We start from the raw sequence: 21114 nt of genomic DNA, 5'->3' as shown, positions 1-21114 counted from the left end.
TCGAGCGCACCAGGATCGCTTCGGCCTCGATCCCGAAACGGTTGGCCGCCGGCAGTGGCTACGCCTCGGCCGAGATCCCCTTTGGGAAGAAGACGTGTAACCGGCACCGCATTCCAACGCCTCCGCTCGGCTATTGAAGGCTTCGCGCCTCCGTCGGTTCTTCCCGGCCCCACGGCGTAACAGAAACTACCGAGGCTCTGATCGACGCTGGATGACAGTTCCGGGGCAGATCAGGGCGATTCAAACCGACCTCTAAGCAGCGTCTGGAGACAGCCTTTCAGCATCGGAATCTCATAACCGCTTACTCGAAAGGAAGGCGGGCATCCGTCTGAATCTCGCATAGTGTGCCGGAAGTTACTCACCCGCCGTATTAGCATTAATAAGGCGCTCCAGAGTAGCGAAGTCCTTAAGCTCTCGGTAGGGCGTCACATCAAGGTCTGCCGGTACCTTGCTCAGCTTCTCTTCATCCCTTTTGATCCGGGGCTGCCGCCCCCTGCCGTCAAGGCCGGGCGCTATTCGCGTGAAAATCAAAGGCCGTGTGCTCACTCCGCTGTGGGCCGCACCACCCTTTGATTTTCAGCCTTGACCGCATTCCGCCCGCTCATTGGCGCGGGGCCTAGTCCGGTTGCAGCAGCAGCTGCTGCGCAACCGTAAACTAGGAGGAAAAACCAATGAAAGCAGATGTTTATGAGAAGGTGACGGCGAGCATTGTTGCCGAACTGGAACAGGGCCTGCGCCCATGGCTGAAGCCTTGGAACGCGGAGCACGCCGCCGGGCGGATTTCGCGGCCCTTACGTCATAACGGCGTGCCCTATCAGGGAATCAACATCATCATGCTTTGGTCGGTAGCCATGGCGCAGGGCTTTGCCGCGCCGATCTGGATGACCTTCAAACAGGCGCAAGAGATGGGCGCGCATGTCCGCAAGGGCGAGAGGGGCAATCTTGTCGTTTATGCCGACCGTATCCGCAGGACAGAGAAGGACGAAGCGACCGGCGAGGAGCAGGAGCGGGATATCCCGTTTATGAAGGGCTACACCGTCTTTAATGTCGAGCAGATCGAGGGCCTACCGGCGCAATTCTATGCCCCGGCGGAACAGCGCCTCGATCCGGTAGCACGCATCGAGCATGCGGAAACTTTCTTCGCCGCGCTGCGCGCCGATATCCGCCACGGCGGCAATCAGGCCTATTACAGCATGGGCAGCGACCATGTGCAGATGCCGCCGTTCGAGACCTTCCGCAATGCCGAAAGCTATTACGCAGCGCTGGCGCACGAGTGCACGCAATGGACGCGCCACCCCTCGCGGCTGGAGCGGGATTTTGGCCGCAAGCGCTGGGGCGACGAAGGCTACGCGATGGAAGAACTCGTTGCTGAACTTGCTTCGGTCTTCCTGTCCGCCGATCTCGACCTGACGCCCGAAACCCGGCCCGACCATGCCGCCTATATCGGCTCATGGCTGAAGGTGCTTAAGAACGACAAGCGGGCGATCTTCACCGCAGCCAGCCACGCGCCGCGCGCCGCGGATTTTCTTCACGGCTTGCAGGAAGAAGCCAGCTTGCTGGAGGCCGCGGAATGAAGCGGCCCGAGACCATCATCATCGGGGGACGCACCTATAGCTGGCGTGTCCTCGATATGCGGCGACAACAGCTTGACGCATGGAAGGCCGCGCAGCCCGAGCAGCCCGCGCTCTTTGACCTGAAGCAGGACCGGCGCCCGGCAGCGGACCGAAGCGCCGCACGGCGCGATCAGGAACCGAGCCTGCTTGTGCTGATGCAGGAGCGCCAGCGATGAGCGATGCGAGAAATTTTTCCGCGCCCGCCGGCGACACCGGCGGGCGCGGGATTGGGCGGGCGTTCGGCGCCGGGGGCGCCTCGCGGGAAAAACCGGGATTTCGCCACGCCCGCTGGTGAGCGGGCGCGGCCAGGTTTAGCGCGGCCCGGCAGGCGGCTTAGGCTTCGAAAGTGCCTGAGGCTGATTGCCGGCCTGCTCGCGCTAGGGACAGACCGGCGAATTCATCATCGAGCACGAGGGCATGCGCGTGCGCATCGATCTGAACGAGATCTTCGGCATCGGCAGCAGCGTCGGGTTCTGGCCGGCTTCGCCGCCCACGCTGTCGATCTGGACAAGCCGTTCTTGAGCCAAACCGGCTATCACAAGCTTGCTCGGCATTCATGCCGATCCGGCACCGGGCCCTCCTGCCTGGGGAATTCGTGAGCAGAGTCATTGCCGGCTATGTCAGAAGCGGGCTCAAGGGCAGGCTGAAACCATCGAAGCCCGCTACCGCGAACGCGCCTCGTAGAAGGCTATCGCGGCGCAGTGCCGCAAGACGGGCGGTGCGGTCACGGACAGGGTTCCTATGCCAACCTGCCGTTTTCGCCGTGCAGGGCAGTTCTCGAACGTCCGCAAAAAGCATTTAGGATTTGGCGACGGCATTTCGTTGTTCCTGCCGTTCAGCAGAAACCATCGGCAGAATTGGGTCGAGGGTACAGTCAAAAAATTCAGGATCGACATCGCATTCCATGGCCCTTGGCACGCTTCTGACTTCCGGCTGTCCTCGATCTGCATGAGCGGAAGGGTAATTTCCGCCATGGAAATCTCTCGAGTCAATTTCGGCGGCGTCAGGTGGGAGATAGTCTCGGCAGACGTCATCGATCCGGTTAATGGCCTTACCACCATACTGAGCCATCAAAAGCAGTGCCGTGTTCATGCCGGGTTACCCATCTCCAGTCTGGAACCTAGCAAGCCGCCCGACTGGTTCAACCTTCCGTCACGGCCGGGCAGGGGAGGGCGTGCAAAACAGTAGGCGCGACCTAAGAAACGGTCAGGCGTCGAGTCAGTAGAGCGCTACCGCCTTTCGCCACATCCGCGCTACCTACTTCGTTGCTGCGGGTGAAGCGCCAGCTGGCTTCCCATTTGAGCGCATACTGCGGAACAAGTATCCCAAAGGCTATGATCGAAAACGCACTAGCGTTGTTGACGGGCTCGGTGGGAAAGCAACGACGCAATAGCAATCCGGTTGTATGATTGTAATCTCTAAGTATCGATAAGAGGTAATTATCGATAGTGACTTTTGTCCCCGAAGAAACACGACGTAAGTCCAGCGATACCCTCACTAGCTTGACCTACGCGAATCAGCCATCATGAAAACAATGGCTTACACGCTCGACAAACTGCCCCTGGAAACCCTGATCGGGCCGGTTGCCCGCGCGACCGAGGTTTTAGTCCGCCTCGACGAGCGGGTCGCCCGTTCGCCGGTCCGCGACGGCCTTGTCGAGCGCCAGCATTTTGCCGACGCGGCTTCCGCGCTCTGGCTCGAGGGCGAACTCGTCCACCTCGAGGACCTCGTGCTGCACGACGCCCACATGGACATCCGCACCCCGACCCACGAACTCACTCGGGCGCACGCGGTGCTGCGAACCCGCCGGCGGATTTTTGCGCAAAAGCCGGACTGGGCGCTCAGCCGCGACGGTTTTTTGGCGCTGACCGGTCGCGGCGGCGCCATGCCGGCGGCGGGCCAAAAAAGCCGGGACGGGGAGGGGGCTGGAACTGCCTCTGTGGAAGCCGACGATCGCGATGACGCCGAGGCCGATCTGCTGGCCGAAGAATTTGCCGAGATCGATGCCGTCCTGGCGCGCTCGTCGAAGATTCTCGGCGGTGCCGACGTGCCGGCGAAAGCGGCGCGCCCGGACGACCGGCCGGACCTGATTTACGATCTCGACTGGAATGAGGAAGAAGGGCTGGCCGAATGGCACGGTGTAGTCGCGGAAACGCGGGGGCAACCAGTCGTCCTGCGCGCTGCGGTCCTGCTCGAAGCCTGGTCGGACATCGAGGTGCTGCAGCATGCCACGTGGCTCGGGCCGCTGCTCGTGGCTGCACTGCTGCGACAGGAAGGACTCGCCGCCCACCATCTCACTTGCCTGCATCTCGGCGCGAAAAACATTCCGCGCGAGCGGCGGCGGGCGCGCAATCGCGGGGATCGGTTGCTGGCCTGCCTCGATGGAATCCACGACGCAGCGCTGGCTGGCCTGAAGGAACACGATCGGCTGGTGCTGGCAAAAAGCCAGATGGAGCGGCGGCTCAAACAACGGCGCGCCAGCTCGAAACTGCCCGACCTGGTCGAGCTGGTGCTGTCCCGGCCGCTCGTCTCGACGGGAATGATCCAGGAGCGGCTAAAGGTGACAAAGCAGGGGGCGCTCAACCTGATCGGCGAGCTTGGTCTGCGCGAGATGACGGGCAGGGGAAGGTTTCGGGCGTGGGGAATTGTTTAGTCCGCAGCATTCTCCACTCACTTTACGAAATTATCGAACTTGACGAACTTGCGTTCTGTAGCCATATTGGTGACAGCAAGAGGTTCTCATCATGGCCGCTCCAAAACGCAGCAATCATAGCGGCGCCGCGTCCCCTGCGGGAGTCGCCGCCCTGAGCTTCACCACGAAGCTGCCGGCACAGGCAGACTTCAAGAAGGTGCTGCTCGAACGCTATCAGGAAGCGATCGCACGCAGCCGCAAGATCGGCCGCCGTGTCTCGTTCCGGGTAGAGGTCGATCCGGCGACCGATGCGCAGACGATCACGCCAGTCGAGGAGCAACCGGTCGATACCTTTCCCGTCGAGGACACGGGGAAGCCCGATGCCGAACTCGAGGCGGCGCTTGCCACAGCGCGCGTGCGTGGCCGCAAGCGTGTTGCCGAAATTGTCGCCGGCGAGGACATGCTGAGCGCGGATGCCTTTGCCAAGCTGCTCGGCACGTCGCGGGTGACGGTCAACGCCAGGCGGCAAAGCGGGCAGGTGCTCGGGATCGATGGCGCCAAGCGCGGCTTCCGCTTTCCCGTCTGGCAACTCGACAAGGACGGCCGGCCGTTCGGGGCATTGCCGGCGCTCCACGAGACGCTCGGCAACAGCGCCTGGGCGGTCTATCGGTTTCTGGTGTCGCGCCATGGCGCCCTCGATGGCCGGACGGGCCTTCGAGCCCTTCAGCAGGGTGACGATGTCGCAGTGCTGGCCGCGGCGAAAGGCATGGCCAGGAGCGATTTCGACTGAATGCCCGTCGTTCCACCTCCAGCCGATTTCGGGCGTGCAAACCTCGAAATCGAGACCATATCGCCGGGACGGACATTCGGCCGGATCTACTGGAACACCTATCCCGATCCGTTGGGGTACGGGAAGTCGCCGAGCCGGTTCAGCGATCCTCGACGCCGTCTTGACGCCAACCGGTTTGGCGTTCTTTACCTCGGTGACTCCCTGAAGGTGTGCTTCCTAGAGACAGTGCTCCGCGACCGCCGCGAAGGAATCCTTGACGATCTTCCAATAGAGCAGGTGGAGCTGACCCGACGGCGCTACGCGGAGATTGCGACCACGACAGACCTACGCCTGGTCGATCTCAGAGGCGACAATGCCGTGCGGATGGGTGTGCCGACCGATGTCGTTCGGGCACAGCGCCAGAACCTGGCACGCCGGTGGTCACTGGCGTTTCACGAGCACCCATCCGAGCCCGACGGGATCATTTATCCCTCGCGCCTCAACGAGGCGACCAATCTTGCCATTTACGATCGCGCGGTACCGAAGCTTCAAGCGAGGCGTGTTGTGACCCTTCTCGGCGCGCGAGGGCTGGCTCAGGTTCTGGAAGATTTCAGGGTGGGGTTGGTGTGAAGATGCAGTACGTATCCGTATCGCTTTGCGAAGGTCGCTGTAGCGCCAGAAGCGTCCATTAAGCCGGAGCAACGGAACGACCGGTGTTGGGGCCGGAAGCGGAATAGCAGGTTCCGAGATAAATTTCGCGAAAACTGCCGTTCTGCGGCATGCCTCTCGTCGGCTGTTCGAGCTTCGCTATGAGGTGCCTGTAAACGGACGCCTACGCCGCGTACGCAGACTTCTGGGAATCGCTGGAGCCGCCCGCAGCAGCGTGGATGCCTTGAAGCTCTTAGGACGTGCTGGGGTCGAAAAGGAATTGGGTCGACATCTCGGTCAGGTTGCGGAGTTGGCCCTTCTTCCTTTACGAAAATTCTTCATTGGAAACGTACAACCCTTAATTCATTCGAACTCTTCTTCCCCTAATCATTCATACGCGCTAGAAATCGGCGGCGGGGGAGACGTGCACGATAGCAATACCACCAACTTTGAGCCGTTAAGCGCGCCAAGACCTTGGCCGAATGCCAATGCGCGACTTCTTGGGTTGGGCGTCGGCCTGCCCGTGCAGCCCTTAGACCGCCTCGCGCAGTTCAGCCCGTTGGATTTCGAGCGATTCACGCTGGAGTGGGCATCCGACTACATCGCGAACAAACTTACCGGCGTGTATGAGGTGCAGCAACGCGGGGGATCGGGCGACAAAGGCCGCGACGTGGTTGTCTGGTTCGACGCGCCATCCGTTAAGCCGCGACGGTGGAGACTTTACCAATGTAAGCACTATGGTGCGCGCCTCGGAGAAGGTGTGGCCGCTCCGGAAATCGGAAAGGTACTCCACTACACCTTGAAGGGGGATTATTCCGCTCCAGAGGAATATTGGTTCGTCACACATGCCGGCGTGACCTCCGACTTCCAAGATCTTCTCGACAATCCGGACGCGCTACGCGCCTACATTCTCGCCGAGTGGGACCAGCGATGCGCGACCAAAATCATCAAGGAAACAGTGCCGCTGGACGGTGCAATAAAGGCCCATATCGGGTCGTTCGATTTTTCGATCTTTCGTGCGAAGCAGCCGCTAGAGCTAATAAAAGAGCACCAGAAAACCCGATATCACCTGACCGTTTTTGGTGCGCCTCTCATCGACAGGCCGCCGCCGCCAATGCCTCCTTCAGCCGTTGCTGCTGGCGAAGCGGAATATGTGCAACAGCTTTTCCTGGCGATCGGCGAGGCAGTGGGAAAAGCAATCACCGATAGATCGGAATTCGCGCATCTTCCGGTTCATGCGAAGTTATTTGACCGCTCCAGAGTCACATTTTATTGCGCCGAGAATCTCAAAGAGTTGGCGCGTGACCAGATGGCGGACGTTGCATTTTTTGAGACCCTGCTGAATGAGTTTTCAGACGGGCTCTATCACGACTACAGCGCCCTTGGACTGACGGGATTACAACGTCTCTCGGCAACGGTTAAGGCTGCTCAGCAGCTACAGCTTGGAGGACACGTGCTCGCGCCTCATGTCGTCGCCAATGATCGAGAGGGAATGTGTCACCAATTGGCAAATGAAGATCGCGTCTCATGGTACCAGCCGTGAAACCAAGTGCTGAAGGCTCATCGCCGAGCCGTCCTTTCAACTCGCCGCTGGAATGCGGGTTCCGGATGCTGTTCATCTTGGAGGCAAGCGGCGGGAAGTCAGCTGATTTGCAGCGGCTCATTTCCTACGATTACCTCCTGGTGCATTCCGGAGATGTCGCGGACGGCCCAGATAGCCTACACCCCTCTGTACCCTATAGGGGTTCGGAATTGCTCGTTAAGCGCGAAGTGTTGAGCGCGGGACTGAACCAGATGTTTGCACGGGAGCTCATAACGAAGACATTCGACACGTCAGGTATTCTGTATCGCGCGACTGAGCTAACGTCAGCTTTCGTCGTGCTGCTGAAAACCCGCTATGCGGGCGACCTGCGGCTCCGATCGAGATGGGTGATCGAAAGGTTCGGCGGCATGCTGGACGCCGAATTGAATTCCTATATGTCTTCGAATGTCGGACGCTGGGGCGCTGAATTTGAGCGCCTATCCGCGATAAAGGACCTAGAGCTGTAGATGCTGCGGGTTTTATCCATCAGACTTACGGGGAAAGGAGTCGCCGACGCGGTTGTCGAATTTCGCGAGAAGGCAAACATCCTTGCAGGCGATTCTGATACGGGCAAGAGTTACCTCGTACACCTGCTCGATTACGTTTTTGGAGCCGATAAGCTCAGCAAACGTATCGACGAGGCCGAACCATACTCGCAACTCTTCGTCGAATTCGGAAACACGGAAGGCGAATCTATTACCTTGGAACGCCACCTTTCTGGCGGCAACCTCATGCTTCACTCCGGCAAGTTTTCCAATCGGGAAGAAGGCAAGAGTGAGAACATTGCACCGAAGCGCTCGGGAACAAGCAAGGCCAAGGATGTAACTGAGGTCCTCTTCAAATTCGCCGGGATCGCTGAGGCGCAGCTCCGTCGCGACGATCTCGGAAATACAAACCGACTGACAATAAGAACCTTGCTGCCTCTGTTTCTCGTCGATGAGGTCTCTATGATCGACGAGCGATCGCCAGTGCTGGGACGCGGCGGATACGATATCACTCCCCGAAAGCGCGCTTTCGTCTACCTCCTAACAGGCAAAGATGATGAAGGGATCATCGCGAGCGAGAAGAAGGAAATTGTAAACGCGAAGCTGACGGGTCAGCTATCGCTTATATCAGATTTGCTGAAGCCCATCGAACAACGGATTCAAAGTAGGCCATCTCATGCAGCCGATGAGGGTATCGAGAAGGTTGATGACGCCATATCGTCATTGTCCAAGTCGCTTTCCGATCATTCGTCCGAGAGAAAAGAGCTCGAGGAGCAGCGCCGTACCGTCTTCGCTTCTGCTCAGCGAGCGGAATCGCAGATAGTCGCGATCGATGAACTGTTAAAACAGTATCGACTCTTGGATGAGCGCTATAGGACCGATCTTGAGCGCTTAGATTTCATTGCCGAAGGCGCTCATTTTTTCGATGGTCTACAAGAGGTCCGCTGCCCGCTGTGTGACCAACTCATGTCACCGGATCATGTTCACAAAGCATCCGAGCAAAGCAACGCTGTCTACTCAGCTGCACGCGCCGAAGCCGCAAAAATTCTCGCTCACCGTCAGGATTTGGGTGAGACGATCGAAACTGTCGTGCATCTCCGCGAAACGAGGGTTGGAGAGCAGACGGATTTCCAGAACGAGACGAGAAGAATCGACACGAGGATCGGGACCATCTTGGCACCTGCCCTCCAGGATGGCAGCTCGCGGTTGGACCGCTTGGTAGCTCGCCGCCTACAGCTGGAGGCTATGCAAAACGACGATACTCAAGCCACTAACCTGCGACAGTTGAGAGAACGGATCGAAACTGTCTCGAGCGGTAAAGCAGGCGCTGCTACGCAGAAGTGGGAAGCTCTCCCGTCTGCTGCCTTGCTGAAATTTTGCAAAGAGGTGGAAGCAGTTCTCAAGGAGTGGAATTGGGAGGGAGAGGGCCGGGTCGAATTCGATGAGGCCGTATTCGATATCAAGGTTGATGGCCAAGCGCGCCAGTCACATGGCAAAGGCGTTCGCGCAATCCTATACGCCGCATTCGTGATCGCACTGCTACGCTACTGCCAGGAGAATAACCGCCCGCATCTAGGTACCGTGATCATCGATTCCCCTCTGACGAGTTATAAGAAACAGGGAAAAGCGGTCAGTGACGATGAGCGCGTAAACGCTGGAATCGAAGCTGCATTCTGGGAGTCTCGCGCAGCGTAAAGAAGGGCATCCAGATCATTGTAATTGAGAACAAGGAGCCTCCGCCCGATGTTGCGCTTGCGCTCCATTACGAGCGGTTTGCCGGAAAAGAAGCGGAGCCCGGAGAGCGAGTGGGCTTCATACCGCAATGACTGGTCCGCGGAGGCGCGGATGTTGGCAGCGGGGTTGGAGAGGATGTCCGCTTTCGGACAATGCGAAACCTCACGTCAATGACCGACATAGGCGCGATCCGGCCTGTCGCGAACGCGAACTTTTGACCCCAAAGCCCCCATTTGGCGGCGAACCCATAGACGGCCGCTTCTGGCGCTAGTTGCCCGTTCCGGCGGCCGGCTCAACGGCAAGCCCTGACCCAAACGAGCCATTCCGGCAGGCAAGCTCTAATGTCTCGAATGTGGTGACTACGACATTGGTTACACCTCGCCGTATCAGCGGTCCATCAAACGTGCGGGAGAAGGGATTTGCTGGTAAGGTCGGTTTCCTTTCAGAACAACCAATACTATGATCCGCTGGGGCCAGGCCACCGATGGACCGCAAGCTTGCCGCGATTCTAGCCGCAGATGTAGTAGGCTATTCGACTCTGATGGAGCGCGACGAGGCCGGTACATTTGAGCGACTACGTGCCGGACGCAAGGAACTGTTCGAGCCCGAAATTGCCCGCCACCACGGCCATATCTTCAAGCTGATGGGCGATGGGATGCTGGCCGAATTCGGTAGTGTCGTCGATGCCGTCGAATGTGCAGTGTCGTTGCAGCGGGGACTATCCGAGCGCAACGCCTCGCTTCCCGCAGTGGAACAGATCGTGGTGCGGATCGGCATCAACCTCGGCGAGGTGATCGTCGACGGCGACGACCGGTATGGCGATGGGGTCAACATCGCGGCCAGACTTCAGCAGTTGGCGGAATCGGGCGGCATCTGCATCTCGGGAAAAGTGGCCAAGGAGGTTGATAGGAAGCTGGCGTTCGCCTTTGAGCCAATGGGCGAACAGAGGGTCAAAAACATAGCCGAACCCGTTCAGGCGTATCGCGTGTTGCTTGATTCCGCGACAGCGGGCAAGACCCTCCATGCTCGCCGCCAGCCGCGCGCCTGGCGTTTTCCGGCCGCGGCGGGAATTCTCGTCCTGGCTCTCGGCCTTGCAGTAGCATGGTGGCAGCCGTGGGAGAGGCCTGCACCGCTTGCCGTTCCGACCGTCAGCGAGGCAGCCGACACCCGGCCCTCGCTAGTCGTCCTGCCCTTCGACAATCTCAGCGACGACAAGGAACAAGAATATCTCGCCAACGGCTTCACCGAGGATCTGACGACCGCACTGGCGCGTGTGCCGGGTCTTTTCGTCTTCTCCCCCAACGCGGGCTCCGCTTACAAGGACAAGGACCCGAAGGAGATTGCGGCGGCATTGGGCGTCCGGTACCTGCTGAAAGGCTCGATTCGCCGCGTCGGCGACGACATGCGCATCAATGCGCAGCTGATCGATGGCTCGACTTCCAGACATCTCTGGGCGGAGCGTTTCGACGGCCGGTGGGCAGACGTATTCGCGCTGCAGGACAGCGTTGTCAGCAGCATCGCGGGTGCGCTGCAGCTCCGCCTGGTGAGCGGCGCGCCGGCTACCCGGGCCGGAGGCACCAGTAATCCCGAGGCCTATGAGGCCTATCTCAAGGGGATGGACATCTACAACCGTATCAACACGCCCGAGGAGTTTGCGCAGGCTGTGAAGTATTTCCAGCAAGCCGTGCAACTCGACCCCGATTTCGGCGCGGCGTACGCCCAGCTCGCCTGGGCCTACTGGGACGCGGATGTCGGTCGGGTGGTAGTAATGGGACTTACGACGGACGTGGCCCAGGGCAAGATCTATGAAACCCTGGAAGCGGCGGCCAGGGATCCTTCGCCGGGCTACTATCAGCTCGTCGCCGAGTTGATGGTCCGCGAGCACGACTCGGACGACGCAGTTACCGTTCTTCTGAAGTCGGTGGCGCTCGATCCCAGCGATACTTGGAATTATCTCTCGCTGGCCAATGCTCTGAATTTCAACGGCAGGCCGAAGGAAGTGCTTAGCTATCTCGATGCGGCTGCGCGCGTCGACCCAAACTCGTGGATGGACTACAGGCGCTACCAAGCCGGACTGGCCGAGTTCGGCCAGGAGAAGTTTGAGGACGCGGTTCGCTCGATCGAGAAGATGGACCTTATATCGGCCGATCCACGGGCGAAATTTTATGCCCTGCAGGTCCTTATTTCGGCTTATGGGCATCTTGGGCGCACAGACCAGGCCGCGGCGGCTTTGGAAACGCTTAGGAAGGTTGTTGGGCGGGTGGACAGGGGGCCGAGCCAGTTGATGACCCAGGATTACATGGTGTTCAAGAATACGGCCGATATCGAACGCCTTTTGGCCGGGCTGACCAAGGCAGGTGTGCCAGAGCTGTCGGCATTGGCAAAGGCAGGCATGAATCCGAAGGACCGGCTCACAGGGGCGGAAATAAAGTCTCTCATGTTCGGGCACGAAACGCGCGGAAAATTGGTAATGCCCACGTTCCTGCCGATGCAGCGCACAACCTCGGTCGACGGCGCCGTCAGCGAGACCGTTGGCCAGAGGAGCCGCGTAGGAACCTCGTGGGTGCAAGGCGATTTCTTGTGCAACGCCTTTCCCATAGAACTGACAAGCTGTGGGGCGATTTTTCGCAATGTGTTCAGGACGCCGGGGCGCGACGACGAATACAAGGCCGTTTACCGCGGGGACCAGTTCGAGTTTTCGGTCGTCAAGTGAAACTCCCAAATGCCGCAAGGCCGTAAGTCTGCTTGCCGAGTAGACGCGACGTTGTTGGCATAACTGCAAACGTCGACAATTGGCGCTATCAAGACGTCCGGCCCTGTCGCTGACCACGTCTGCTTTCAGGCAGCGGCTAAGCCAATCTCTACGGCCGAATGGAGGCGCAAAGCTGCCGTTTCTTCCGCTCGCGAAACTGAACCAATCCGCGTCAAAGACGACCCATTGCCGGCGGACGATCCATGCTGACATTGTGGCTAATTAAACGGCGAGCAATGATCGAGGCCGGGAAGGGCCGATAAATCGCTAGACCGATCATTCGCAGCCGATTTTCCAATGACCGAAATGGGGGCCGTGTATGGACGGCTCTCCGCTGGCAAGGGGTTTTTGGAGCTTTGGCTTTGCTGGCGGCGCCGTGAATCTCGCCTTACGCCGCATGTCAGCCGTCTAGATCCGCTTTGCCGTTTCCTGAAAGCTGACATCGCAGGCGACCGCGCTGGAGGTCGTGGTGGCGCCACCTTCGGGCCTTGCCAGTAATGCCGCGAATGTTATCCGGCGGACGGGCTTCTCGATCGCTGCGGCATGGAAAGGACGATGGCGCGCTTTTCGCACCCCTCCACCAGTGAACGGTTCCGCGAAGTGCGGAACGGGCCTTACTATCTTCCCCCAACAAGGAGGGAGGAGGGCGCGAACTCGCCAGCGCCTCGCGCTTCATGGCACCCGTCACCAAGTCGCCCCATCAGCGGTACCGATAGAGCGCAAGCGGGCCTTACCACTCCTCCAGATCCTCGCGATCGCTTTGCGATCGCCGAGGAGGAGGGGCCGATGAAAATCCGATTGCAAAGCTGTCGGTTTGAGTATTGCATGGTCGCATTGGCCGGCGAGGCAAAGTGAATTCCAGGTTCCTTTGCTGCCTTGAAGGATTATTTGGCGACAATTCAAACGTCGCAGTCGGTCGTATGCGGTGCAACGCGGTCAGTGACTAGCGCTCGGCGGCTCCCGAGGGGGGGTGAGGGATGAGCAGCTCTCCGGTGTATTCGGGTGATACGCTGTCGAACGAGACGGCGCAGATCGTCATTGCGCCGGAGCGGCACGGCGAGGGCTTGTACGCGGTCTTCGAAGACCAGGGATCGCCGATCGATTTCTACGACGACGATGGGCTGCTGCCCGAGCACAGCTTCAGGATCGATCGTGACTTTACGACTGTCGAAGTCCAGGACCGGGCGGATCCGAAGACCTCCACGCGCAAGGTCCTCGTGCCTTATCGCCGCTATTTCGGCCGCCCCGAAAAAGGAACCGCCCCGCCTTTGGCGCTCCTTCAGGCGCTCGGGGACGCAATGGAATTCAACGATTTCGGCGATCAGACGGGAACGATCCCGGCGGGCTACACCTACTTCGGGCAGTTCGTCCTCCATGACCTGACGTCGATGACACCGTCGATAACACCGGGGAAATCGAAGCCGAAGAATATTCGCAGCGCGACCCTTGATCTCGACAGCGTATTTGGTGCGATGCCGCCGGGAGGCGCGTCGGCATCTTCCCAGGCCTGCCCGGCGCCCATGGCTGTAGGCGAGACGACTGACGGCCGATTGCTGGACCTTCCACGTGCGACGGATGGCATGCCGTGCATCGCGGACCGGCGCAACGACAGCAACCTGGCGCTCGCCCAGACCCACATGGCGCTCATCCGTTTTTTCAATGCTGTGCGCCGTCTCAGCGACGACGCCGACGAGGCTAGGCGGCTGACGCAACTGCATCTCCAGTCGGTGGTGCTTCACGACTACGCCCGCCGGCTAATCGACAACGTGATTTACCAGGACGTGATGGAGCGCGGTCGAGCCGTCATCGACGTGGACGCCGACGGGTTCAAGCTACCCCTCGAATTCGCCGCGGCCTGCGCGCGGTTCGGCCACAGCATGATCCGCAACCGGTATCCCTGGAACGCATGGAACCCGGGGGCGACCGTCAGTGCCTTTTGGGACAATACCTACAACAGCGCGATCACGCCGATGACCCGGCTGCGCGGCCAATGGGTGGCGGATTGGCGCCGGCTCCTGGCAATCGGTCTGACGGAAGCCCAGGGCGCGATATTCGCAGCGAAGATCGACACGCGGTTGGCATTTGAGCTCAGGCAGATCAGGCCGCAAGCCCTTCCGCACACGACCGGTTCTATGCCATTGTCGAGAAATCTCGCAGTTCGCACGCTCCAGCGCAGTTACCTGCTCGAGCTGAGCAGCGCGCAACATGTCTTTCATTGCGTCGCGGGAAAGCTCGGCGATCGCGCGCCTCCTGGTTTCGCGCCGCTGACCGAGCCGGAACTGCTTGACGGCGAGAGCCAGGCTGTCCGCGACGCTCTGACCGAACGGCCGGAAGGCGGAGCAGCGCGGCTCGTCGATTCCACGCCATTGTGGTTTTACGTGCTCAAGGAAGCGGCCGTCAAAGGTTGCGGGCTGAAGCTCGGTCCCCTGGGGAGCCGCATCGTGATGGAGACGCTCCACGCTGCCGTCAGCGCTGCCGAACCGTCGATCCTGGACCCGTCCGTGCAGCCGTGGCGTCCGGATCCCAGGCTTCATCCTTCGTCGGAAAGTTACGCCCTTCCGGACCTCATCGCTTTTTCCGGACTTTTGGACAGTTGACCCGCCCACATTGCCAGAGGAGGAGTAGATATGTCGACATTCAAGGTGTTCTACGGAGGAACATCGAATTACGACCAGGAATTCGAAGGTACGAAGCGAGCCGGTGCCTTGTTCCATAATTATTGGACGCAGAACGGTCCCGGGCTGAAGATTTTTGAAGATTTCATTATCGGGCTCGTCGGCAGCGGATTGATCGTTACCTACAAGGACGACCTCAATCCCGATAACAGGGTTTTTGTGAAAAACACTGGAGGAGCCAATCATGTGTTCTACAAGTCCGGCGGGCAGGACAAGCAGATTAATGTCAAAGCGGAAAAGGACAATCCGAATAACGACGTTGTGACGATGGCCGTTCCCAGTGTGGCTGCCGACCCTGATACCGGTGATACCAAAGACTATCTGAACAATGCGCTGACCAAGTTGATCGACCCGCAAATACATCCCGACGAGAAGCGCGAATTTCTCTTTGGTCTGCTACTGCTCAAGAGGTGTCGCTGAATCGCCGGACTGTATCGCAGGCGCTCGGAGCTCGCCTCACACATTCAGCGGAATCTGGGTCTCCGGTGCGCTGACAACAGGGCCCAGATCATGGCGGTCGGGCCCGAGCAGCCGCTTTCGGGCGAGCCGCGGCTTTATGTGGCAAAGCTCGGTTGAAAGAGCGCGGAACGCCGGTACTCCCAGGGCATCGCGCGTCATGTCAGCGAACCACAGCCGAACGCCGGCCCGTGCGCACGCATCGACCAGCGCGTCAAGCGACGGGGGAATGCCCGGCAAGCGAAGCGGACCGCCCGCCCGCGGAGCACCGACCGGATCGAGGGGCGGCCAGGCCATCGTCACGGTTTGCCGCCATTGTGTCCAGTCGGCGGCATCGGCGCCCAGCTTCCGCGCTGCCGCGAGCGGCAACTCCGTCTGGACCATCTCGGTCAGCGCCGCCAGTGCCGCCTCGCGGATGTCCGGCTTCGCGGCGAAGCCGAGTGCAACGTCGCTGCCGTCGCGTTCGGACGAGGCAGCCGCCGCCACCGGCACGCCGAGATCGGTTGTTATGTCGAACAGCCAGGTTCGGCGCCTGCGCGCACCGAGCCATGACACCAGTCCGCTGGTGTCGTCGAGGATGGCGAGGTCGAGCACCGGCCTCTGCCGCCGGCCATACCACCAGCGCGCCGCGGCATCGCGCTCGATCAGCTCCAGCGTTGCGGCAAGCCTGGCGCTCTCCGCGCCGGCGCCGCAGGCGCAACCATTGCTGTCGCCGCTCGCCACCGCACGCTCATCCCCTGCCGCCTTGCGGCCGATGAAGGCGAAATCGGCGGGCACATAGGCCGGCGGCCCGCCATGGGCGTCTTCCACCTCGAGCCAGTCGATCTCTGCGGCCGGATCGCAGGGTGGCGGGCGCCAGTCGAAGTCGCGATTGCGGTCGTTCCAGGACGCCCGGCTCGCGAGCTGCGAATCGGAAAAGCCGTTCAGCATTTCCGGCGGGACCGCCGCCGGGCCAATATCACCGGCGCGTGCCGTGACGAGCGTCTCGTTCCCCCACGCCGAGCACGAGACGAGCTCGGCCGCCTCGCCGAGCGCGCTGGCGCGGGAACCCGCCTCGTCCAGGCCGCGCCCGGTCGCGACGCGCCCCGAGTCGGGCAGGGCAACTTGCGGGAAGCCCGGCAGCCGCACCAGCGCCGCACGCGGCATCGCGATCGCCAGGCGCACCGGGCCGCCGCCTCCCGGCAGATCGAGAATGTCGAAGAGCTGATCGAGTGCCCGCCTGGTCTCTTTCGCGTTCGTCATCGCCATGCTTACCATCCCGGCGCGATCCCATCGACAGACGTGATCAGCCGGGCCACAATATCAGTCAAGACCGTAGCGCGAGCCGGCCATCATGCAAACCCAAGTCGAATTGCCGGCGCTGAAGGCGATCCTGTTCGCGGATCTCTCGCAATACACCCGCCTCACCGCCGCGGGCGAGCTCGCGGCGATCGACCTCGTCACCCAGTGCTTTGCGCTGTTCAGGGATTTGTCCGCCGAGCACCGTGGCGAATTCGTCAAGTCGACCGGTGATGGCGTGCTCGCTCTGTTCGACAGCGTCTCGGATGCGGTCAACTACGCGGTCACGATGCAGCGCAGGCTGGCAGCGCTGGCCGTAGAGCAGCCCGCTGCCGGCCGCTTCAGGATCGGCATCCACTTGGGCGAGGTGCGCCGTCACGAGGGCGATGCGTACGGCCATGCCGTCAACATTGCGGCGCGCGTCCAGACGCTGGCCAAACCCGGCGGCACCTGCGTGACGGAGGAGGTATGCCGGGCAGCGCGCGGCATGACCGGCTGCGGTTTCCGGTTCGCCGGCCGCCACACGCTCAAGAACCTGCCCGAACAGATGTCGCTCTACCATGTGGTTCCCGGCGACACGCCCGGCGAGGAAGCGAGCCGGGCACCACATTTCTCGGTTTCCGTCCTGGACGGGCTCGCCGTGCTCGACGACGTCGGCGAGCCGGTCGCCCTGCGGTCCCGCTGGGCACAGGCGCTGATCGGCTATCTCGTACTGTCGACCGGATTTCGTGAATTGCAGGACCGGATGGCGGCGCTGCTGTGGCCCGAGCGCCCGCACGCCGAGGCGAGGAGCGCCCTGACACGTGGGCTGCGCGTCGCCGCCAAGGCGCTTTCCCGCGGATCGAGGGAATCCGGGCTGCGGCATGGCGCCTATGTGAGCCTGGATCCCGCACGCGTTGTCGTCGACATCAATCGCATCTTCGTCGACCTCAGCGAAGGCAAGGTGGACGATACGCTGCTCGAGCGGTCCGACTGGGCGGAGGCCATCCTCTACGGCTTCGAATCCGTCAGCAGCCTCTATGGCGCCTGGCTGAGCGTCGCCCGCCACAATCGCCGCAACCGGGCGGAAGAGGCGCTCGAGAACATTCTCGGTCGCTTCGACGCGAGCGAACCGATCATCCGGCATGCGGCGAGCGCCCTGCTGATGCTCGAGCCGTCGCACGAGGGCGCCGTGCGCTGCCTGATGCGCCACCATGCGTCCCACCAGAACGTTGCCGCGGCAAGGCGCGTCTATGACAAGCTCGTCGCCCGCCTCGAGCGGGAATATCAGCTGAAACCCAGCGCCGAAACCGCCGCGCTCGCCGCCAGCCTGTCGGACCCCGCGCTGCCGCGACAGCCCGAGAAGCCATCGCACCAGCGCGCTCCGGTCATCGCCGTCTCGAGCTTCAGCAGCGAGGCGGAATCGACAGCGGCCTTCGCGACCGGCTTCCGCTCCGAACTGATCATCAGCCTGTCGAAATTCCGCGAACTGACGATCATTGACATGCAGTACGGTGACGATGCGGCGGATGCCGACTACCGGCTCAAGGCCGGCTGCAGCGACCTCGGCGAGGAGTTTGCGCTGGTCGTCACGCTCGACGAGAGCGCCGCCAGGCGGGTCGTCTGGAGCGAGTCCTACCGGCTGACCCTGGCGAGCTGGCATGCGACCCAGCGCCGGTTGGTCGCACGCCTGACGTCGAAGCTAGAGGTCTATCTCTCGCAGGACCGCCTTTCGCGCGCCGTGCAGCGGCTTCCCGAGGATTTGGGCGTCTACGACGCATGGCTGCGCGGCGAGCACCTGCTGCTGCGCTGGTCGGCCGAGGCGGAGGATGAAGCCGAGCGCCTGTTCAACCAGGCGATCGCCGAGGATCCGAGCTTCGCCCCGGCGCATGCCAGCCTCGCCAGCGTCTACAATTCGCGGCCTTTCATCAGGCCCGGAAGCCCGCATGATGCGACGGCCGAGCAACGCGCGCTTGCGCTCGCCAGGCGGGCGGTCGAGCTCGACCCGCTCGATGCGCGCAACCAGATGGTGGTCGCCTGGTCCGCGGCGATGGTGGAGCGCTACGAGCAGGCCGAGCTGCATTTCGAGCTGGCATCCGAGCTCAATCCGAACGATCCGAAGATCACGGTGTCGGCGGCGCTCGGACTGGCCTTCATGGGGCGGATCGACCTTGCTGCCCGGCTCAACCAGCACGCGCTCGACCTGACGTCGCTGTTTCCCGACTATCAATGGTCGCACATGGCGGCGACGCGCTTTCTGATCGGCGATTACGCGGGCAGCATCGAGGCTGCCGAGCGCTCGCAGAACCTGATCATAGACACGCCCGGATGGAAAGCGGCCGCGCTCGGCAGGCTCGGCCGCATCGAGGAGCGGCAATCGGCGCTCGATCAGCTTTTCGCGGCGGCAGGAGCCGCCTGGGCCGGACCCGCGAACCCATCGCAGGAGGATATTCTCGCGTGGTTTCTCGGCACTTTTCCGATCAGGCATGCACTGGACAGGGCGAAACTGGGCGCCGGCCTGACGGAGATGCGCGGCGGCGAAGTTCAAACACGGGGTTGATGCTTGCTGAGAGGTTCACTTCCGTCACAATCGGGAGCGCCAGACGGTCGTCGCTGGTCATGATGAGATGCGCGCGAGACCTCGCCGTTGGGAAAGTTCTCATCGCCGGTCGATCGGCTGAAGGCTCTGGCTGAAGCGTAGAGCAGGGCGATACGCAGGATGAGGGTAGGTGCGTGCTCCACCCCGTCTAGATCTTCATGGCGATAGGTTAGGACAGCTGAGAACCGGGGTTTGAAGAGTCCACTGGTGGCGCCACTGCGTCCTCCAGCGTTGGTCGACGGCGATGACTGCTTTCAGGCGACGGCCCAACTCACCTTAACCGCCGACATCAGGCGCGTTGCTGACTGTCACTTTGGGGCCATTACCAGACCGTCCGGCTTGGATCCCAAAGAGCCGGAAGCTGACGTTCGGCCGAGGCCCCACCATGCGTCCGGTTTTCGTTTCTCGACGTGGGCTACGCCGCTGCAGATCTTCGAAGGGCCAGTCGTAGTCGCGTGGTCATATCGCTCAGCGCGGGCCAGTGAAACCAGCAGACGATAACCGAGAAGAGAGGAACCGTCCTCTCTCCCAAGTTCCTACGGACGAGCGCGAATGACCGTCTTCCCCGTGCGTCGCTCGCTCGCGTTGAAGGTTGCAACGGCCTCGTCGAGAGCCGAAATTTTGCCGATGTTCGTGCGCAGTCGTCCGTCCCGCACCCGCTGAACGATCTCACTCAGTTGGGCGCGATCCGCCTCGACGACGAAGTCGATTGTCAGGCCATCTGCCGGCCTCACTTGGGTGGGCCCGACGACAGTCACAAGCGTTCCTTTGGCCCGGATCAGCGCGGCGGACCGCTCCTGAATGTCACCGCCGATGACATCGAACACCAGATCGACGCCGCCGACGTCCTCCAGCGTATCGTTCCCGAGCTCGACGAATTCATTTGCACCGAAGTCGAGCGCCTTCTGGCGGTCGGTGGCGCGTCCGGTACCAATGACATAGGCGCCGGCTTCCCGCGCAAGCTGTGTCACGATCGAACCGACGGCGCCGGCCGCGCCATGCGCAAGCACGCTCTGTCCTGCCTGAAGGCGGCCGTGCTGAAACAGGCCCTGCCATGCGGTCAGGCCCGAGATTGGCAGACTCGCGCCAACGGCGAAGTCGATATCGCCGGACAATGGAGCGAGATTGCGTGCTTCTATGGCGACGTACTCAGCAAGCGTGCCGTCACGATGCCAGTCCGACAGACCGAACACCCGCTGTCCGATCGACAGCCCCGTAGTGCCGTAGCCAAGGGCGGTGACCACACCGGCCAGTTCATGGCCGAGGATCGATGGCGTCCGGTCACGAAAGGCCCGATCCGCCCAGGTCGAAGGCCACTCCAGTTCGGTGTTGACGAATCCCGCCGCATGAACCTGAACGACGACGTCGTTGATCGCTGCCCGTGGCTCGGGCCGCTCCACCAATGCCATGCCGGCCGTTCCCGCAGTCTGGTCCGTTACAACAATTGCTTTCATGGGAATTGTCTCCTCGGTGATTTGCTGGTTCGAGATTGCAGGCGTGGAGGGTGTTTTAGACCCCTGCCGCAGCGGTTCAAGCACCGGCGGCAACCGAGGCCGGCAGGCGGCGCTCGACTATCTCCTGATCCTAATCGTGCGTCACGTCGTTGAGAGCGACGCCATTTGAGGATCTGGCCGAAGTCGCGGGCATGTCACGCACGCGGTTCGCCGATCATTTTCGTACACTGGTTGGCCTGACGCCCATTGAATACCTGGCGGTCTGGTGCATCACGATCGCGCGCCAGCTTCTCGGCAAGGGCAAACCGGTCAAGAGTGTCGATGCGCAGGTCGGCTACGATAGCGCGGCCGCCTTTTCGCGCGTGTTTAGTCGGACCGGGAAGCCGCCGCGCGAGTCGGCGCGCTCCGGGATCGATCTCGCTAATCGATGAACTCAGCACTAACAGGCTGTTGAAGAA

Annotated in this window: 18 protein-coding genes; 14 read left to right on the top strand and 4 right to left on the bottom strand. The window is 61.4% G+C overall.

The window, feature by feature from the left end; translation table 11 throughout:
* Positions 1-671 precede the first annotated feature (671 nt).
* Genes NKH67_RS21825 through NKH67_RS21815 form a run of 3 tightly spaced genes read left to right on the top strand, consistent with a single transcriptional unit; the run spans position 672 to position 1908 of the window.
* Entirely contained in the window at positions 672-1574 is a 903-nt protein-coding gene (locus NKH67_RS21825) for an ArdC family protein (protein ID WP_352502239.1), read from the top strand.
* Positions 1571-1789 carry a hypothetical protein gene (locus tag NKH67_RS21820; protein ID WP_352502240.1) on the top strand — a complete coding sequence of 73 codons (219 nt, stop codon included), beginning with the start codon at positions 1571-1573 and terminating at the stop codon, positions 1787-1789. The genes NKH67_RS21825 and NKH67_RS21820 overlap by 4 nt, the downstream gene beginning before the upstream one ends.
* On the top strand, positions 1786-1908 hold the full coding sequence (locus tag NKH67_RS21815; protein ID WP_352502241.1) for a hypothetical protein: 123 nt from the start codon (positions 1786-1788) through the stop codon (positions 1906-1908). Before NKH67_RS21820 ends, NKH67_RS21815 begins: the two co-directional genes overlap by 4 nt.
* 82 nt (positions 1909-1990) lie before the next feature.
* Here the strand turns inward: NKH67_RS21815 and NKH67_RS21810 are convergent, their stop codons facing one another.
* A complete protein-coding gene (locus NKH67_RS21810; protein ID WP_352502242.1) occupies positions 1991-2167 on the bottom strand; it encodes a hypothetical protein in 177 nt (58 codons plus the stop codon).
* Between the two features lie 244 nt (positions 2168-2411).
* Positions 2412-2705 carry a hypothetical protein gene (locus tag NKH67_RS21805; protein WP_352502243.1) on the bottom strand — a complete coding sequence of 98 codons (294 nt, stop codon included), beginning with the start codon at positions 2703-2705 and terminating at the stop codon, positions 2412-2414.
* Between the two features lie 442 nt (positions 2706-3147).
* On the opposite strand from NKH67_RS21805, the gene NKH67_RS21800 reads away from it, so the two are divergent.
* From NKH67_RS21800 to NKH67_RS21760, 9 genes are all read left to right on the top strand, one after another.
* Positions 3148-4266: an RHE_PE00001 family protein gene (locus NKH67_RS21800; protein ID WP_352502244.1), complete on the top strand. Its 1119-nt coding sequence runs from the start codon at positions 3148-3150 to the stop codon at positions 4264-4266.
* A gap of 91 nt (positions 4267-4357) precedes the next feature.
* Positions 4358-5035, top strand: a complete 678-nt coding sequence (locus tag NKH67_RS21795; protein ID WP_352502245.1) for an XRE family transcriptional regulator — start codon at positions 4358-4360, stop codon at positions 5033-5035.
* Positions 5036-5644 carry an RES family NAD+ phosphorylase gene (locus NKH67_RS21790; protein ID WP_352502246.1) on the top strand — a complete coding sequence of 203 codons (609 nt, stop codon included), beginning with the start codon at positions 5036-5038 and terminating at the stop codon, positions 5642-5644. It abuts the gene before it with no gap.
* 253 nt (positions 5645-5897) lie between these two features.
* Positions 5898-7205: an ABC-three component system protein gene (locus tag NKH67_RS21785; RefSeq protein ID WP_352502247.1), complete on the top strand. Its 1308-nt coding sequence runs from the start codon at positions 5898-5900 to the stop codon at positions 7203-7205.
* Positions 7190-7711: an ABC-three component system middle component 2 gene (locus NKH67_RS21780; RefSeq protein WP_352502248.1), complete on the top strand. Its 522-nt coding sequence runs from the start codon at positions 7190-7192 to the stop codon at positions 7709-7711. Before NKH67_RS21785 ends, NKH67_RS21780 begins: the two co-directional genes overlap by 16 nt.
* Positions 7712-9424 (top strand): hypothetical protein, encoded by a 1713-nt coding sequence (locus NKH67_RS21775; protein ID WP_353031813.1) that lies wholly within the window; start codon positions 7712-7714, stop codon positions 9422-9424. It abuts the gene before it with no gap.
* 523 nt (positions 9425-9947) lie between these two features.
* Positions 9948-12176: an adenylate/guanylate cyclase domain-containing protein gene (locus tag NKH67_RS21770; RefSeq protein ID WP_352502250.1), complete on the top strand. Its 2229-nt coding sequence runs from the start codon at positions 9948-9950 to the stop codon at positions 12174-12176.
* A 1016-nt stretch (positions 12177-13192) separates the two neighbouring features.
* Positions 13193-14812: a peroxidase family protein gene (locus NKH67_RS21765; protein WP_352502251.1), complete on the top strand. Its 1620-nt coding sequence runs from the start codon at positions 13193-13195 to the stop codon at positions 14810-14812.
* A 30-nt stretch (positions 14813-14842) separates the two neighbouring features.
* On the top strand, positions 14843-15310 hold the full coding sequence (locus NKH67_RS21760) for a hypothetical protein (protein ID WP_352502252.1): 468 nt from the start codon (positions 14843-14845) through the stop codon (positions 15308-15310).
* 36 nt (positions 15311-15346) lie between these two features.
* On the opposite strand, the gene NKH67_RS21755 is transcribed toward NKH67_RS21760, so the two are convergent.
* Positions 15347-16594: a YcaO-like family protein gene (locus NKH67_RS21755; RefSeq protein WP_352502253.1), complete on the bottom strand. Its 1248-nt coding sequence runs from the start codon at positions 16592-16594 to the stop codon at positions 15347-15349.
* An 85-nt stretch (positions 16595-16679) separates the two neighbouring features.
* On the opposite strand from NKH67_RS21755, the gene NKH67_RS21750 reads away from it, so the two are divergent.
* The gene (locus NKH67_RS21750; protein ID WP_352502254.1) at positions 16680-19163 is read left to right on the top strand and encodes an adenylate/guanylate cyclase domain-containing protein; all 2484 of its coding nucleotides are present in this window, start codon (positions 16680-16682) and stop codon (positions 19161-19163) included.
* A 575-nt stretch (positions 19164-19738) separates the two neighbouring features.
* Here the strand turns inward: NKH67_RS21750 and NKH67_RS21745 are convergent.
* The gene (locus tag NKH67_RS21745; RefSeq protein WP_352502255.1) at positions 19739-20656 is read right to left on the bottom strand and encodes an NADP-dependent oxidoreductase; all 918 of its coding nucleotides are present in this window, start codon (positions 20654-20656) and stop codon (positions 19739-19741) included.
* A gap of 149 nt (positions 20657-20805) precedes the next feature.
* On the opposite strand from NKH67_RS21745, the gene NKH67_RS21740 reads away from it, so the two are divergent.
* Positions 20806-21087 (top strand): helix-turn-helix domain-containing protein, encoded by a 282-nt coding sequence (locus NKH67_RS21740; protein WP_352502256.1) that lies wholly within the window; start codon positions 20806-20808, stop codon positions 21085-21087.
* Positions 21088-21114 lie beyond the last annotated feature (27 nt).

Origin of the sequence: Mesorhizobium sp. M0968, assembly GCF_040319065.1 — a bacterium.
Classification (GTDB): Bacteria; Pseudomonadota; Alphaproteobacteria; order Rhizobiales; family Rhizobiaceae; genus Mesorhizobium.
The sequence above is the reverse complement of the archived record's forward strand: the minus strand, read 5'-3'. Positions and strand labels throughout refer to the sequence as shown.

Excerpts from the sequence above, each read along its gene's own strand:
- NKH67_RS21815 (WP_352502241.1), top strand. The coding sequence starts at position 1,786 with ATGAGCGATGCGAGAAATTTTTCCGCGCCCGCCGGCGACACCGGCGGG.
- NKH67_RS21810 (WP_352502242.1), bottom strand. The coding sequence starts at position 2,167 with ATGCCGAGCAAGCTTGTGATAGCCGGTTTGGCTCAAGAACGGCTTGTC.
- NKH67_RS21745 (WP_352502255.1), bottom strand. The coding sequence starts at position 20,656 with ATGAAAGCAATTGTTGTAACGGACCAGACTGCGGGAACGGCCGGCATG.
- NKH67_RS21780 (WP_352502248.1), top strand. The coding sequence starts at position 7,190 with ATGGTACCAGCCGTGAAACCAAGTGCTGAAGGCTCATCGCCGAGCCGT.
- NKH67_RS21750 (WP_352502254.1), top strand. The coding sequence starts at position 16,680 with ATGCAAACCCAAGTCGAATTGCCGGCGCTGAAGGCGATCCTGTTCGCG.
- NKH67_RS21820 (WP_352502240.1), top strand. The coding sequence starts at position 1,571 with ATGAAGCGGCCCGAGACCATCATCATCGGGGGACGCACCTATAGCTGG.
- NKH67_RS21770 (WP_352502250.1), top strand. The coding sequence starts at position 9,948 with ATGGACCGCAAGCTTGCCGCGATTCTAGCCGCAGATGTAGTAGGCTAT.
- NKH67_RS21795 (WP_352502245.1), top strand. The coding sequence starts at position 4,358 with ATGGCCGCTCCAAAACGCAGCAATCATAGCGGCGCCGCGTCCCCTGCG.
- NKH67_RS21790 (WP_352502246.1), top strand. The coding sequence starts at position 5,036 with ATGCCCGTCGTTCCACCTCCAGCCGATTTCGGGCGTGCAAACCTCGAA.
- NKH67_RS21755 (WP_352502253.1), bottom strand. The coding sequence starts at position 16,594 with ATGGCGATGACGAACGCGAAAGAGACCAGGCGGGCACTCGATCAGCTC.
- NKH67_RS21775 (WP_353031813.1), top strand. The coding sequence starts at position 7,712 with ATGCTGCGGGTTTTATCCATCAGACTTACGGGGAAAGGAGTCGCCGAC.
- NKH67_RS21765 (WP_352502251.1), top strand. The coding sequence starts at position 13,193 with ATGAGCAGCTCTCCGGTGTATTCGGGTGATACGCTGTCGAACGAGACG.
- NKH67_RS21805 (WP_352502243.1), bottom strand. The coding sequence starts at position 2,705 with ATGAACACGGCACTGCTTTTGATGGCTCAGTATGGTGGTAAGGCCATT.
- NKH67_RS21760 (WP_352502252.1), top strand. The coding sequence starts at position 14,843 with ATGTCGACATTCAAGGTGTTCTACGGAGGAACATCGAATTACGACCAG.
- NKH67_RS21800 (WP_352502244.1), top strand. The coding sequence starts at position 3,148 with ATGGCTTACACGCTCGACAAACTGCCCCTGGAAACCCTGATCGGGCCG.
- NKH67_RS21825 (WP_352502239.1), top strand. The coding sequence starts at position 672 with ATGAAAGCAGATGTTTATGAGAAGGTGACGGCGAGCATTGTTGCCGAA.